The following is a 13,349-nucleotide window of genomic DNA, read 5'->3' as shown; positions in this document are numbered from 1 at the left end:
TGTGCTATAATACTATTAGTAGTACGATTCCTTTCATGTAAATAAGCTAGATGTAAAATGACTTGCCCACCGCCAATTCCTCAACAAACAGGAGGTGTTATATGGCAACTAAAAAAGAAATAAAAGAAATACTTAATTTAGCACTACCTGCAGTTGGAGAAATGCTTTTATACATGGTTGTGTGGGTAGTCGATACGATGATGGTGGGGCAATTTGGCGGTAAAGACAGTGTCAGCGCTGTAGGTCTTGCTTCAGAAATTATATATACCTTCTCTAATATTTTTATTGCAATGGGAATCTCTATAGGAATAACTTCTTATGTCGCCCGCAGTATAGGAGCGAAAGATTTTGAAGCTGCTGAAAAATACGCATCTCAAGGAATTTTTTTAGGATTTATTGTTGCTTTATTTATTTCTTTAATACTTTTTACTTTTGCAGAGTATTTTTTAATAATAGCAGGTGCTACTGGTAATGTGCTTTTCTTAGGCAAAATATACGTAAAATTTGCATCAATAGGTATTTTCTTTAATATGTTTATGAATGTATTAAACACAATTTTAAGAGCACAAGGAAATACAAAAACACCTATGATAGGAGCAAGTATAATCATATTTATTAATATTTTATTGGATTGGATTTTAATATTTGGAAAATTAGGCTTTCCTGCTTTAGGTGCAAAAGGTTCTGCAATTGCTACTACTATAGCACAAATCACTGGCTTTATATTTATAATGTCATATTACTTCAGCCAAAAAATATTAAATATTGAGCTTCATGATATAGTAAACTTTGATAAACAAATAATTGTAAATATACTAAAACTTGCTTTTCCTGCTTCTCTTCAAGAAGCTGCCTTTGACATAAGTCGACTTATTTCAATATTCATGATAATGCACCTTGGAACTGTAGCTTTTGCAGCGAATCAAATTGCAACTACGATTGAATCTATCTCCTTTATGCCAGGATGGGGTTTTGCAGTGGCTGCAACCACAATGGCAGGTCAAATGGTTGGCGCAAAAGACTTTGAAAGTGCAAAAAGATATACAAATATTGCAGCATTATTCGCTGTAGCTATTATGGGTACAATGTCTATACTATTTCTTACAATACCTCATCTTTTTATGAGAGCTTTTATAAAAGATGCTGATGTAATTGCAGTAGGAATTCTCTGCCTTATGGTAGCCTCTATTGAACAACCTTTTATGGCAGTTGGCATGGTTTATGGAGGTGGCCTTAAAGGAAGTGGAAATACAAAGATTCCCTTTATTATCTCTACAATATCCAGCTGGTTTATAAGACTTCCTCTTATGTACGTAGTCATCTACATTTTAAAGTTAGGAGTTGTATATGTATGGTTTGTAACAGCTATCCAATGGGCTTTTGAAGGAAGTACAATGTATCTATACTTTAGAAAAGAAATAAACAAATTGAAAGGTGCAGTAAAAGATTTTTAATACGCTTTACTGCACCTTTTTATCACCATTTAAGCATTTTATAAAATCAACTGGAGGAAAGAAAATGATTGACGATGGCTTAATCCATGAAATCAAAAATAAATTCCCTTTTATTAAAAACCTAAAGGATAAAAATAAGTTAGACAATTTTATGAAAATCATCAAAATTATCAAGTTGAAAAATGGAGAAAAACTTTTAGAAGAAGGAGATTACTGTACCGACATAGTTTTTGTTATAAATGGAGTAGTAAGAGTATATAAACTTTCTCCTGAAGGAAAGGAAATAACTCTAATGTGACTTTGTCACTGAATTAAATTTTATAGTCTTGTATAATAGATATCAAGATAGGAAAAATAAATTGAGGAGGTTATAAAAATGAAAAATGTTGGAAAAATTGATAAAATAATCAGATATATAATAGGAATAGCTTTGTTGAGTCTGTTGTTTTTAGTTCATAGTAACCTAAGATTTTTGGGATTAATAGGACTTGTGCCAATATTAACAGCTGCTTTTGGTTTCTGCCCATTATATGCCTTATTTGGCATTAATACATGTTCAACAAAAAAATAAAAATTTTCTTTATGTAATATCTTAGTTTTAAATTTTAAATCAGTCAATGGTGTATAATTTTTTATCAAATTAATGTGAGGGGTTAATACCCTCCATTAATTTGATAGGTCTTTAAAAATTGAACGCAACGCCAACGCCACACTTTCCACATGATACGTATAAGGAAACATATCAACAGGCTGAACTTCCATCGTTTTGTATCCATTGTCCTCAAGGTATCTTAAATCCCGTGCTAATGTGGAAGGATTGCAAGAGACGTATACAATTTTTTTCGGATTCATTTTTATAACTGCTTCTAAAACAGATGTATCACAGCCCTTTCTTGGAGGATCCATTATAACTACATCTGCTTTGACTCCTTTATCAACTAACTCAGGCATTACTTTTTCCGCATCCCCTGAAATAAATTCTACGTTTTTAATGCCATTTATGTAAGCATTTCTCTTTGCGTCTTCCACTGCTTGGTGGACAGCCTCAATACCATAGACAAAGGCTGCCTTTTGTGCTGCAAACAAAGATATAGTCCCTATACCACAATACACATCTATTACAGTCTCCTCACCTTTTAAATCAGCATATTCAAGGGCTTTTCCGTATAAGACTTCTGTTTGAACAGGATTTACCTGAAAAAATGACAAAGGGGATATTTCAAATTTTATGTCTTTTATATAGTCAATAATATTATCGCTTCCGTAAATAGTTATATTTTCCTCCCCCATAATCACATTAGTTTTTTTGGTATTAATATTTATTACTACACTTTTAAGCCCCCTTATCTCTTCTTTTAAAGCATCAATCAGTTGTTTTTTATATGGTATGTCCTTTCCATTAATCACAATAACAGCCATAACTTCCCCAGTTTTAAAAGCAACTCTTGTGGCAATATGCCTTATCAGACCTTTTCCTGTTTTTTCGTCATATACAGATATGTTGTATTTTCTAATCCAATTCCTTACAATCCTAGCAATCTCATCACTAATCTCATGCTGTATCATACAACTTTCCACAGGCACAATGTCATGAGAGCGAGGAGCGTAAAAACCTGTAACAGCAGCTTTCCCTTCAACCATTCCAACTGGAAATTGTGCTTTATTTCTATACCGCTGAGGCTTTTCCATACCTATGGTATCGTGGACTCTAGTATACACTTTGCCTATTCTCTCTAAATTGTCTTTGACTTTTTGTGTTTTATATTTTAACTGCCCTTCGTAGCTTAAATGCTGTAAAGAACAGCCACCGCACTTATCTGCATAAGGACATAAAGGTTCTACTCTATCACGGGACTTTTCCAATATTTCTACTACATGACCTATAACGTAATTTTTAGAAATTTTATCTATTTGTGCAACGACCCTCTCTCCTGTCAATGCTCCTTCTACAAAGACAGCCACTCCTTCAATTCTTCCAACTCCTTGGCCTTCATGGGCCATATTGTCAATATATACCTCGTATTTTTCCCCTACTTTTATGTCGTGCAATTCAAAAACGCCTCCTTTTTCCCATAATTATTATACCGTTATATAGCAAAAAAATATAGGGGTTTTCATAAATTTGTGCAAACGTTTGTTATGAATAAAAAAGAAAAAATACACTTAGAAAGTGTATTGAGAAAAAATCGGTTACCCTATTATTTATTATAACTCATTTTTATAGTATTTTATACCATTTTTTATAAATTTTAATCACAGCATTTTGCAAGCATTTCATAAACTTCTGGCATGACTTTTTTTAAATTGATAGGCTTTTTTTCAAGATTTGTAAAGGGATGCTCTGTATAACCTTGTGCTAAAAGTTTGTTATCCTCTTTTCGCATTATATCATATAAAAATTTAAGACGGGTTCCTTTAACAAATTCTAATCGAGTACGTATTATTATAAGGTCATCGTACAAAGCAGAAGAAAAATATCTACACTGTGCGTCAATCACAGGTAGCATTACATTTTTTTCTTCTAAACTTCTATAGGACATCCCTAAAGAGCGAAAAAACTCTGTCCTGCCAATTTCAAACCAGTTAAAATAATTAGAATAGTAAACTATACCCATTTTGTCCGTTTCTCCGTATCGAGCCCTTACCTCGGCATCCCATACATGCATAATTTAAATCACTCCTTAAAAAAACAAAGACAAGAGAAAATCTTGTCTTATTTATTTAATATTTACAATTCCTTTATACACAAATCCTCTAACTGTGTCAACCGTTACAGTCATGCCATCTTTTAATTTAGAAGTCGCTCCTTCACAACCTACAACTACAGGAATTCCTAAGTTTAATCCCACAATAGCTGCGTGAGAAGTAAGCCCTCCTTCTTCTGTGATTATAGCAGAAGCTTTCTCTATAAGAGGCATAAAATCTCTTTCTGTCTTTGCAGTTACTATTATATCGCCTTCTCTAAATTTATCTTTGTCTTTGCTGATATCATTAATAACACATACAACACCTGTAGTAGCCTTAGAACCTATACCTATTCCTCTCAACAAAACATCTCCTACTATATGTACCTTCAACATGTTGGTGGTACCTGTCATAGCTACAGGAATTCCTGCAGAAATTACTACGATATCGCCATTTCTTATAAGTCCAGCAGTTAAAGCACTTTGTATTGCAACATCTATCATTTCATCTGTAGTAGAAACCTCTTCTGTAACTAAAGGATATACTCCCCAGACTATAGAGAGCTTCCTTGCAACACTTTCGCTTGGAGTAGTAGCAATAATCGGAGCTTGAGGTCTGTACCTTGATACCATTCTCGCTGTATAGCCAGATTTAGTACAAGTTATTATAGCAGCTGCACCTATATCTCTTGCAGTAGTACAAGTTGCATGGCTTATAGCGTTTGTAATAGAAACATTTGTATCAATATTTCTATCAATGATATCTCTGTATCCCACATAAGCTTCTGTCTTTTCTGCAATCTTTGCCATTGTCTCAAAGGCCTCTATGGGGTATTTACCTTGAGCTGTCTCCCCTGATAGCATTATAGCATCTGTCCCATCTAGAATAGCGTTTGCTACATCTGTAACTTCTGCTCTTGTAGGCCTTGGATTTCTCATCATAGAGTCTAACATTTGAGTTGCAGTAATTACAGGTTTCCCTGCTTTATTGCATTTTTGTATAATCATCTTTTGAACGATTGGTATTTCTTCAAGAGGAATCTCAACACCTAAATCTCCTCTGGCTACCATTATTCCATCTGAAACCTTAATGATTTCGTCTATATTTTCTACTCCTTCGCGATTTTCTATCTTAGCAATAATTAAAATATGCTCTGCCTTATTTTCTTCTAAAAGTCTTCTTATTGCCAAAACATCAGCTGCTTTTCTAACAAAAGAAGCCGCAATTATATCAATACCTTTTTTAATTCCAAACTCTATATCATCTACGTCTTTTTGAGTCAAAGCAGGAAGATTGAGTTTTACTCCTGGAACATTTACTCCTTTATGGTCTTTTACAGGACCAGAATTTTCTACAATACAAACTATATCTTCTCCTTTAACATCAGTAACCTTTAGAGAAATTAACCCATCGTCAATTAGTATGCGGCTACCTCTTTCCACATCTTGAGGCAACCCTTTATAGGATACACTGCATATAGTTTCGTCTCCTAATACATCTCTTGTCGTAATGACAAAAGTTTGTCCTTCTTTTAATTCCACTCCGCCATTTTTAAACTTTCCTGTCCTTATCTCTGGACCTTTAGTATCCAACAAAATAGCAACAGGTAGCCCGAATTCTTCTCTTATCTTTTTAATATTGTCAATTCTTGCCCCATGCTCTTCAAAATCCCCATGAGAAAAATTCAATCGAGCAACGTTCATACCTTTCTCAATTAATTTTCTCAGTATATTATAGTCTTCGCTGGCAGGTCCTATTGTACACACTATTTTTGTTCTGCGCATACCTTCACTCCCTAAAATTTATTTATATAGACAATATCTTGCTGAGCTCATAAAGTTTTCTGTTAAACTCCTTTTTCATGGAAAGGGCTTCATCTATATCATCGTCTACAATTTGATTGTTTCGTATACTTATTATCCTCTTGGTTTTATTTTCTAAAAGCAACTCCACTGCTCTTGCTCCCATTTGGCTTGCCAATACCCTATCCATCACTGTAGGAGCTCCACCTCTTTGAATGTGCCCCAAAATAGTATACCTTAAGTCCAATTTTGGTAGCCTTTCTTTAATCATTTTCGCTAGTTCTGGAGCGCTCATAACTCCTTCTGCAAGGACAATTATATGATGAAGCTTTCCTCTCTTTATCCCGTAAGTAATTTTATCGCAAAGTTCATCGATGCTCCATTCCACTTCAGGAAGTATAATCATCTCCGCTCCACCAGCTAGACCAGCATACAAAGCAATGTAACCCGCATTTCTTCCCATCACTTCTATTATATTTGCTCTCTCATGGGAAGTAGCAGTATCCCTTATTTTATTTATTGCATCAATAACAGTATTACAAGCTGTATCAAAACCTATTGTATAATCTGTACAAGGTATGTCATTGTCAATTGTACCTGGAATTCCAATTGTATTTACATTCCATTCTTCACTCAAAAGCTGTGCTCCTCTAAAAGAGCCATCTCCTCCAATTACAACGAGACCTTCTATTCCATGTTTTTGAAGGGTTTCGTAAGCTTTTTTGCGCACCTCTTTTTTCTTAAATTCTTCACATCTAGCAGTTCTCAAAATAGTACCGCCTTTTTGCAATATATCTCCTACTGAAGAAAGATTTAAGTCAATAACTTCATCCTCTACTAAGCCTGCATATCCCCTCATAATACCTTTTACTTTAAGCCCATAATAAATTCCTGTCCTCACCACAGCCCTTATAGCTGCGTTCATCCCTGGTGCATCTCCACCACTCGTAAGTATACCAATTGTTTTCATACTTTACCTCCTCATTTTATCCCACATGGACTTTACTTGTCCCATTTTCGTTAAAGCAGCCCTTTCGGGCAAAAAATTATAAGCCATACTCAATAATAATGCTTTGCGCATCTTGAGCTTCTGCTTTTGGAACTAAAACCTCACAATAAGAACCTTTTTTGTCTATTTTTTTATTAAGTGGACGCAATTTTACCAAAAAACCTTCTTTTGTTAAAACGTCTTTGACCTTTTCTGCTGTCTCCATATCTTGTGCCATGTATATTACCGTCCACATAAAACGGCCTCCTTAGTATTTCTAAATTATATTTTAATCTATTTTTTTGCAGTTATCAACTCAAAAATTTGCAAATGCTTATTTCAAATTACTTTGACATTTTCCTCTCCTAAAACAACATACAGTTGTTTAATTAATTCCTTACTTCCATTTACCCACAAGTCTCTATTAGCCGCCAATAATTTTTTACTATTAAGCTTTAAAACTACTGGCATATTACCAGGATTTTTACGTAATATTTGTTTAACAATCTCAATCTTTGTAGAATCCTGCAAATTAAGATAAAGTTTTTTCACTATCGCTTGTGACAACAGCTTAATTTCATCGCATAAAATCTTAGGCTCTTCCTCTTCCTTTAAACTAACCTTTCCTCTCACTACAACCGGGTTGTCTTCTTTTATTATACTGGAATACTTTTCATATACAGTTGGAAATACTATTACTTCTACAGTACCATATAAGTCCTCAATTGTGACAAAAGCCATCATATTGTTATTTTTGGTAAATTTAATTTTTTTTGTAGCTATAACTCCTGCTATCACTACTTCTTGGTTATCTTGCAATTTAGGCTGAAACATTTCCTCTTCGCTAACTTTAAAATCCAAAGTAGTGGCATTAGTAATTTTAGGAATATCCTCCATGTATTCTTCTAGAGGATGCCCACTTATATAAAGGCCTAAAGTTTCTTTTTCCATGGACAACAATCTGTTTTTAGGAAATTCTTCTAAATCAGGAAATTCAAATTCCACCCCATGACTTTGTTCTACTTCTCCAAATAAAGAAATCTGCCCATTTAAATTATTATTTCTATTTTTCTTTATATTTTCCATTAATTTGTCATATACTGATAGAAGTTGAGAACGCCGCACTCCAAAAGAACTAAAAGCTCCTGCTTTAATTAAGCTTTCCACTGCTTTTTTATTTAATTGACTGTCCTGCATCCTCTCAAAAAAGTCGACTACAGATTTAAATTTCCCATTTCTTTCTCTTTCACTTACGATTTCCATTGTCATATTTAAACCAACATTTTTTACTGCACTAAGGCCAAACCTTATTTTATCCTCTACCACTGTAAAATATGAATCACTCTCATTTATATCTGGCGGTAGCACTTTTATACCCATTTTTTTACACACCTGAACATAAAAAGCAATCTTGTCCAAGTTATCTACAAAACTGTTTAAAAGAGCTGCCATAAATTCTACAGGATAATACCTTTTCAAATATGCAGTCTGATAAGCTATAACAGCATAAGCCGCAGCATGAGATTTATTAAAAGCATAGTTTGCAAAATCTAGCATTTCGTCAAAAAGTTTATTAGCAGTTACCTCGTCTAATCCATTTCTTAAAGCCCCTGGAACTATCACATTTCCCTCTTCATCAACTATCCCATAGATAAAATTCTTTCTTTCTTGTTCCATTACATCCATTTTCTTTTTAGCCATAGCTCGTCTTACCAAGTCAGACCTGCCTAAAGAGTAACCAGCGACATCTCTTACAATTTGCATAACTTGCTCCTGATACACCATGCAGCCATAAGTTACGTCTAAAATTGGCTTTAAAAGAGGATGGTCATAGACTATACTCTCTGGGTGATTTCTATTTGCAAGATATCTTGGAATTTGGTCCATAGGTCCGGGGCGATAGAGAGAAATTCCTGCTATTATGTCCTCAAGGTTTTTAGGCTTTAATTCTGTCATAAACTGTTTCATTCCTGGAGACTCTAATTGAAAAACTCCTTCTGTTTCCCCTTTTGATATAAGTTCATAAACTTTAAGGTCATCGTACCCCATAGAATCAAAGTCTATAATCACACCCTTGTTCTTTTTTACCATTTCAATTGTATCCCTTATAACCGTCAAAGTTCTCAGTCCCAAAAAGTCCATCTTCAAAAGTCCTAACTCTTCAAGGGTGGTCATCGGAAATTGGGTCACTATGGAATCCTCATTTTTTTGCAGTGGCACGTAGTTGACAAGGGGTTCTTTTGATATTACTACTCCCGCAGCATGAGTAGAGGCATGTCTAGGAAGGCCTTCTAAAGACCTGGAAATATCAATAAGCTGTTTTACTTTTTCTTCATTTTCGTATCGCGCTTTAAGTTCAGGGTTTAAAGATAAAGCTTTATCAATAGTCATTCCCAATTCAAAAGGAATCATTTTAGCTATTGTATCTACCTCTGCATAGGGATAATTTAAAGCCCTTCCTACATCCCTTATAACCGCTCTCGCCGCCATTGTACCAAAAGTTATAATTTGAGCCACATTGTCCTTACCATATTTTTTTACAACGTAATCAATTACTTCTTGTCTTCTCTCATAACAAAAGTCTGAATCAATATCAGGCATGCTGACCCTCTCAGGGTTTAAAAACCTCTCAAAAAGAAGGTTGTATTTTATAGGATCTATGTTAGTTATTCCCAACGTATAGGCTACCAAACTACCTGCCGCAGAACCTCTTCCTGGTCCCGTCATAATCCCGTTGTCTTTTGCAAACTTTATAAAGTCCCACACTATGAGGAAATAATCCACATATCCCATTTGCTTTATCACAGAAAGTTCGTAATCTAATCTTTCAATCACTTCTTTGCCTGGATTTTTGTACCTCTTGTACAATCCTTCATAACATAAATTTCTCAAATATTCACAGGAATCAACGCCTTCTGGCAAATCGTATTTGGGCAATTTCGTCTTATTAAACTCAAATTCTACATTGCACATGTCTGCAATCTTCTCAGTATTTTCAATGGCCTCTTTACAACAAGAAAAAAGATTCTCCATCTCTTCTGGAGATTTTAAATAAAATTCATCAGTTGGAAAAGACATGCGATCTTCATCATCAATTGTCTTCCCTGTTTGAATGCACAAAAGCACTTCATGAGCTTTTGCGTCTTTTTTTTCAAGATAGTGTACATCATTAGTAGCAACTAAAGGTATTCCTGTCTCTTTGGATAGTCTTATAAGCTCTTTATTTACCTTTTGCTGTTCTAAAATTCCATGGTCCTGCAGTTCTAAATAAAAATTCCCTCGTCCAAAAATAGAATCGTAAAAAAGTGCTGCCTCTTTCGCTTTTTCATACTCACCTCTTAAGATATAAGAAGGAACTTCTCCTGCAAGGCAAGCACTTAAAGCGATTAGCCCCTCACTGTGCTCTTTTAAAAACTCTCTGTCAACTCGCGGTTTATAATAAAAGCCCTCAATTGAAGCCACAGTCACTATCTTCATTAAATTTTTATACCCTGTCATATCTTTTGCCAGTAACACCAAGTGATAATTTTCATTATCAATCCCATATTCTCTATCCTGCATGCTTCGAGGGGCTACATAAATTTCACAGCCTATAATAGGTTTTATTCCTTGTGCTACGGCTTCTTTATAAAAATCTATTACGCCATACATCACTCCATGGTCTGTAATAGCTATGGCTTTCATGTTTAACTCTTTAGTTTTAGCAATCAAATCCTTGATTCTGCAAGAACCGTCAAGTAAACTGTATTCAGAATGAACGTGTAAATGGACAAACATAATATATCACCTAAGCCATCTTTATTCTTTTAGAAAGCCTGACAGACATCAACGCCTTTGCAATTTCTTCTTTTTCATGAATGATTTGAATTTCCAACTTACTAAAATTATTACTAACCTCTATTATTTTTGCGAAAACTTCTATTACTTCTTCTGTGCGCATGGGTTTTATAAAATAAATTGAGAAATTATCCAAAACTGCATCATATCTTTTATTCTGCGTTATAGCAAAAATACCAGATTCACACATTAACATCATCAAGGCACTGCTACTTACTGTACCAAATTGGTTAATCATCATCGAAGGAATCTTACCTTTAAATTTTACTCCATTTTCTATTTTTTCCATATCAAAATCTTTAAAAATTGTATCTTGAATAGCTTCACTAATCTGGGGCTGTTTTGTCGTATAATGTAGGGCCTTAATTACATCTTCCCTGCTTATGAGTCCTATCAATTCTCTGCCACGAGTCACAGGTAGTATCTCTACATTCCACCATATCATCAGATGGGCTGCATAAGAGAGCGTAGTAGTATCCGTTACAAATACAGGGTTAGGAGTCATAATACTCCCAATTTTATCATCATCCGATGCAGTGGCAACATCTCTTGAAGTTACCATACCGACTAACATCCCTTTAGAATCAACAACGGGATATCTGGTATGTTTAGTCTCTGTATATAATTTTTTCCAATCTTTTACTGTTTGTTGAGGCGTCATATAGATTGGATTATATGTCATTACGTCGCTGACGTACAAAATCTTTTTTCGTGTCATACTTTCATTGATCGCCTTGTTTATAAGAGTCGCTACAGTAAAAGTGTCATAAGAAGTAGATATAAGCGGCAATGAAAGCTTATCCGCCAGTTCTTTTATGTGAGGTAACGTATCAAAACCTCCTGTAATCATCACTGCTGCCCCTGCTTTCAAAGCCGCTTCCTGCGCATCTTCTCTATTTCCCAAAATTACAAGGTCCCCTGGAGTTATGTACTTCACCATTTCATCAATGGTCATGGCTCCAATTAGAAACTTGTGAAGTTCCATCCCCATTCCACCATGGCCGCCTAATACTGTCCCTTCTACTACATCTGTAATAACCTCATAAGTAAGACGGTCAAAAAATGGATCTTTTTGTTTCCTTCTTATAGTTCCCACTCTTGGAATCGTAGTCACAAGCATTAAATTTTCTGCATCCTTTATAGCTTTGTAAGCAGTACCTTCACTTATATGTAAAGCCTGTGCAAGACCTCTTACTGAAATTTTTGTACCTTCAGGTAAATTTTTTATATATTCCAATACAATTTCATTTTTTTTCATAACTATCATCCTTTATACAAAAAAGGTTTCTAAAAAGAAACCTTTTTTGTTTACTCCTCACCGAATTTTGATTCAATAAGGTCGACCAATGCTTTTATAGCAGCCTCTTCGTCGTCTCCTTCGGCACTCAATTTGACAACATTGCCTTGTGAAACTCCAAGAGACATAATTCCCATTATACTTTTGGCATTTACTTTTTTGTTATCCTTCTCTACCCATATTTGTGAGGAAAATTTGCTAGCAGTTTGTACAAATAATGCTGCAGGTCTTGCATGAAGCCCCGTCTTATTTTTAATTTCAATCGTAACTTCTTTCATTATTGAACTCTCCTCTCTTTCAATTTCTTTGAAATTTCTTCAATTTTCCTAAGTCTATGATTCACTCCTGACTTACCGACAGGAGGAACTAGCATTTGTCCTAATTCTTTTAAGCTCAGATCAGGATAATTAATCCTGAGTTCCGCCACCTCTTTCAAATTAGGCGGCAAATAATCAAGTCCTACTGTCTCTTTAATGTAATTTATACTCTCTATTTGCCTTAAAGATGCATTAATAGTTTTTGTCAAATTTGCAGTTTCACAATTTACAATTCTATTTACATTGTTTCTCATTTCTTTGTATACTCGTATATTTTCCAAGTTCAAAAGAGCACTGTGGGCCCCCATTATATTTAAAACATCAACAATTTGCTCTCCTTCTTTTAAGTATACTACATAATTATTTTTTCTTGCAATAACCTTTGAATTTAAGTCAAAAGAATTTATCAATTTACTTAAATCTTTCCCGTGTTCTAAATTATGAGTAATAAACTCCATATGATAAGCTTTTTCAGGATCGCTTATTGAACCACCCCCTAAAAAAGCTCCTCTTAAATAAGCTTTTTTTGCTTTACTGTTTTTTACAATCTTTTGGTCTATCCCATAATTTAATTTTATATGACCTTTCTCATAATTCAATATCTTAACTTTACCTAAAATTTCTTCTGCAATTTTTGTATCAGGTACAAAGATAAGGTAGCTTAAGGTTTTTTTTAGATATCTACCTCTTCTTACCATTGTCTCAGGAATTATTCCAAATAAATCTTTTATTAACTTAAAAACTAATCTCGCCACAGAAGCATTTTCTGTAGTAAAGGTCAAAGAAATTTTTCCATTGCCATACATTGAAATGCTGCCTATCGTCCTAATCAAAGCAGCTAACTCTGCTATTTTACTTTCTTCCTCTTCAGGATAAATCCTTGCCAATTCGTCTTTTGTATCTGAAGAAAATGACATAAAGCATCACCTCAATAGGCTTATCTTTATTATACTACATTATTTCAAAAAA

General features: G+C 34.4%; 12 protein-coding genes. 3 read left to right on the top strand and 9 right to left on the bottom strand.

Annotation, left to right across the window (positions count from 1 at the left end):
- Window positions 1–101: 101 nt before the first annotated feature.
- The 3 genes from THEBR_RS03505 (at window position 102) to THEBR_RS03495 (ending at window position 2,025) form a co-directional block, all read left to right on the top strand.
- The gene (locus THEBR_RS03505) at window positions 102–1,454 is read left to right on the top strand and encodes an MATE family efflux transporter (protein WP_012269133.1); all 1,353 of its coding nucleotides are present in this window, start codon (window positions 102–104) and stop codon (window positions 1,452–1,454) included.
- Window positions 1,455–1,518: 64 nt separating this feature from the next.
- On the top strand, window positions 1,519–1,752 hold the full coding sequence (locus tag THEBR_RS03500; protein WP_013570794.1) for a cyclic nucleotide-binding domain-containing protein: 234 nt from the start codon (window positions 1,519–1,521) through the stop codon (window positions 1,750–1,752).
- A gap of 78 nt (window positions 1,753–1,830) precedes the next feature.
- Window positions 1,831–2,025: a YgaP family membrane protein gene (locus THEBR_RS03495; RefSeq protein WP_004401566.1), complete on the top strand. Its 195-nt coding sequence runs from the start codon at window positions 1,831–1,833 to the stop codon at window positions 2,023–2,025.
- A gap of 95 nt (window positions 2,026–2,120) precedes the next feature.
- On the opposite strand, the gene rlmD is transcribed toward THEBR_RS03495, so the two are convergent.
- The 9 genes from rlmD to whiA all read right to left on the bottom strand — a co-directional run bounded on the left by rlmD (window position 2,121) and on the right by whiA (window position 13,297).
- Window positions 2,121–3,503 (bottom strand): 23S rRNA (uracil(1939)-C(5))-methyltransferase RlmD, encoded by a 1,383-nt coding sequence (rlmD, locus tag THEBR_RS03490; RefSeq protein WP_012269132.1) that lies wholly within the window; start codon window positions 3,501–3,503, stop codon window positions 2,121–2,123.
- 200 nt (window positions 3,504–3,703) lie between these two features.
- On the bottom strand, window positions 3,704–4,120 hold the full coding sequence (locus THEBR_RS03485; protein ID WP_012269131.1) for an acyl-CoA thioesterase: 417 nt from the start codon (window positions 4,118–4,120) through the stop codon (window positions 3,704–3,706).
- Window positions 4,121–4,171: 51 nt separating this feature from the next.
- Window positions 4,172–5,923 carry a pyruvate kinase gene (gene pyk, locus THEBR_RS03480; protein WP_003868326.1) on the bottom strand — a complete coding sequence of 584 codons (1,752 nt, stop codon included), beginning with the start codon at window positions 5,921–5,923 and terminating at the stop codon, window positions 4,172–4,174.
- Window positions 5,924–5,945: 22 nt separating this feature from the next.
- On the bottom strand, window positions 5,946–6,911 hold the full coding sequence (gene pfkA, locus THEBR_RS03475) for a 6-phosphofructokinase (protein ID WP_003868325.1): 966 nt from the start codon (window positions 6,909–6,911) through the stop codon (window positions 5,946–5,948).
- 76 nt (window positions 6,912–6,987) lie between these two features.
- On the bottom strand, window positions 6,988–7,185 hold the full coding sequence (locus THEBR_RS03470) for a hypothetical protein (protein WP_003868324.1): 198 nt from the start codon (window positions 7,183–7,185) through the stop codon (window positions 6,988–6,990).
- 83 nt (window positions 7,186–7,268) lie between these two features.
- Window positions 7,269–10,706 carry a DNA polymerase III subunit alpha gene (locus THEBR_RS03465; RefSeq protein ID WP_012269130.1) on the bottom strand — a complete coding sequence of 1,146 codons (3,438 nt, stop codon included), beginning with the start codon at window positions 10,704–10,706 and terminating at the stop codon, window positions 7,269–7,271.
- Between the two features lie 10 nt (window positions 10,707–10,716).
- Window positions 10,717–12,024: a DRTGG domain-containing protein gene (locus tag THEBR_RS03460; protein ID WP_003870521.1), complete on the bottom strand. Its 1,308-nt coding sequence runs from the start codon at window positions 12,022–12,024 to the stop codon at window positions 10,717–10,719.
- A gap of 50 nt (window positions 12,025–12,074) precedes the next feature.
- A complete protein-coding gene (locus THEBR_RS03455; protein ID WP_003870522.1) occupies window positions 12,075–12,341 on the bottom strand; it encodes an HPr family phosphocarrier protein in 267 nt (88 codons plus the stop codon).
- Window positions 12,341–13,297, bottom strand: coding sequence for a DNA-binding protein WhiA (gene whiA, locus THEBR_RS03450; protein ID WP_012269129.1), 957 nt, complete (start codon window positions 13,295–13,297; stop codon window positions 12,341–12,343). The genes THEBR_RS03455 and whiA overlap by 1 nt, the downstream gene beginning before the upstream one ends.
- Window positions 13,298–13,349 lie beyond the last annotated feature (52 nt).

Source organism: Thermoanaerobacter brockii subsp. finnii Ako-1 (assembly GCF_000175295.2).
GTDB lineage: Bacteria > Bacillota > Thermoanaerobacteria > Thermoanaerobacterales > Thermoanaerobacteraceae > Thermoanaerobacter > Thermoanaerobacter pseudethanolicus.
Note: the sequence above shows the minus strand (reverse complement) of the source record. Positions and strands in the feature narration are given on the sequence as shown.

Coding starts and splice junctions, on each gene's coding strand:
- THEBR_RS03460 (WP_003870521.1), bottom strand. CDS start 12,024: ATGAAAAAAAATGAAATTGTATTGGAATATATAAAAAATTTACCTGAA.
- THEBR_RS03495 (WP_004401566.1), top strand. CDS start 1,831: ATGAAAAATGTTGGAAAAATTGATAAAATAATCAGATATATAATAGGA.
- THEBR_RS03455 (WP_003870522.1), bottom strand. CDS start 12,341: ATGAAAGAAGTTACGATTGAAATTAAAAATAAGACGGGGCTTCATGCA.
- pfkA (WP_003868325.1), bottom strand. CDS start 6,911: ATGAAAACAATTGGTATACTTACGAGTGGTGGAGATGCACCAGGGATG.
- THEBR_RS03500 (WP_013570794.1), top strand. CDS start 1,519: ATGATTGACGATGGCTTAATCCATGAAATCAAAAATAAATTCCCTTTT.
- THEBR_RS03470 (WP_003868324.1), bottom strand. CDS start 7,185: ATGTGGACGGTAATATACATGGCACAAGATATGGAGACAGCAGAAAAG.
- THEBR_RS03465 (WP_012269130.1), bottom strand. CDS start 10,706: ATGTTTGTCCATTTACACGTTCATTCTGAATACAGTTTACTTGACGGT.
- THEBR_RS03485 (WP_012269131.1), bottom strand. CDS start 4,120: ATGCATGTATGGGATGCCGAGGTAAGGGCTCGATACGGAGAAACGGAC.
- whiA (WP_012269129.1), bottom strand. CDS start 13,297: ATGTCATTTTCTTCAGATACAAAAGACGAATTGGCAAGGATTTATCCT.
- THEBR_RS03505 (WP_012269133.1), top strand. CDS start 102: ATGGCAACTAAAAAAGAAATAAAAGAAATACTTAATTTAGCACTACCT.
- pyk (WP_003868326.1), bottom strand. CDS start 5,923: ATGCGCAGAACAAAAATAGTGTGTACAATAGGACCTGCCAGCGAAGAC.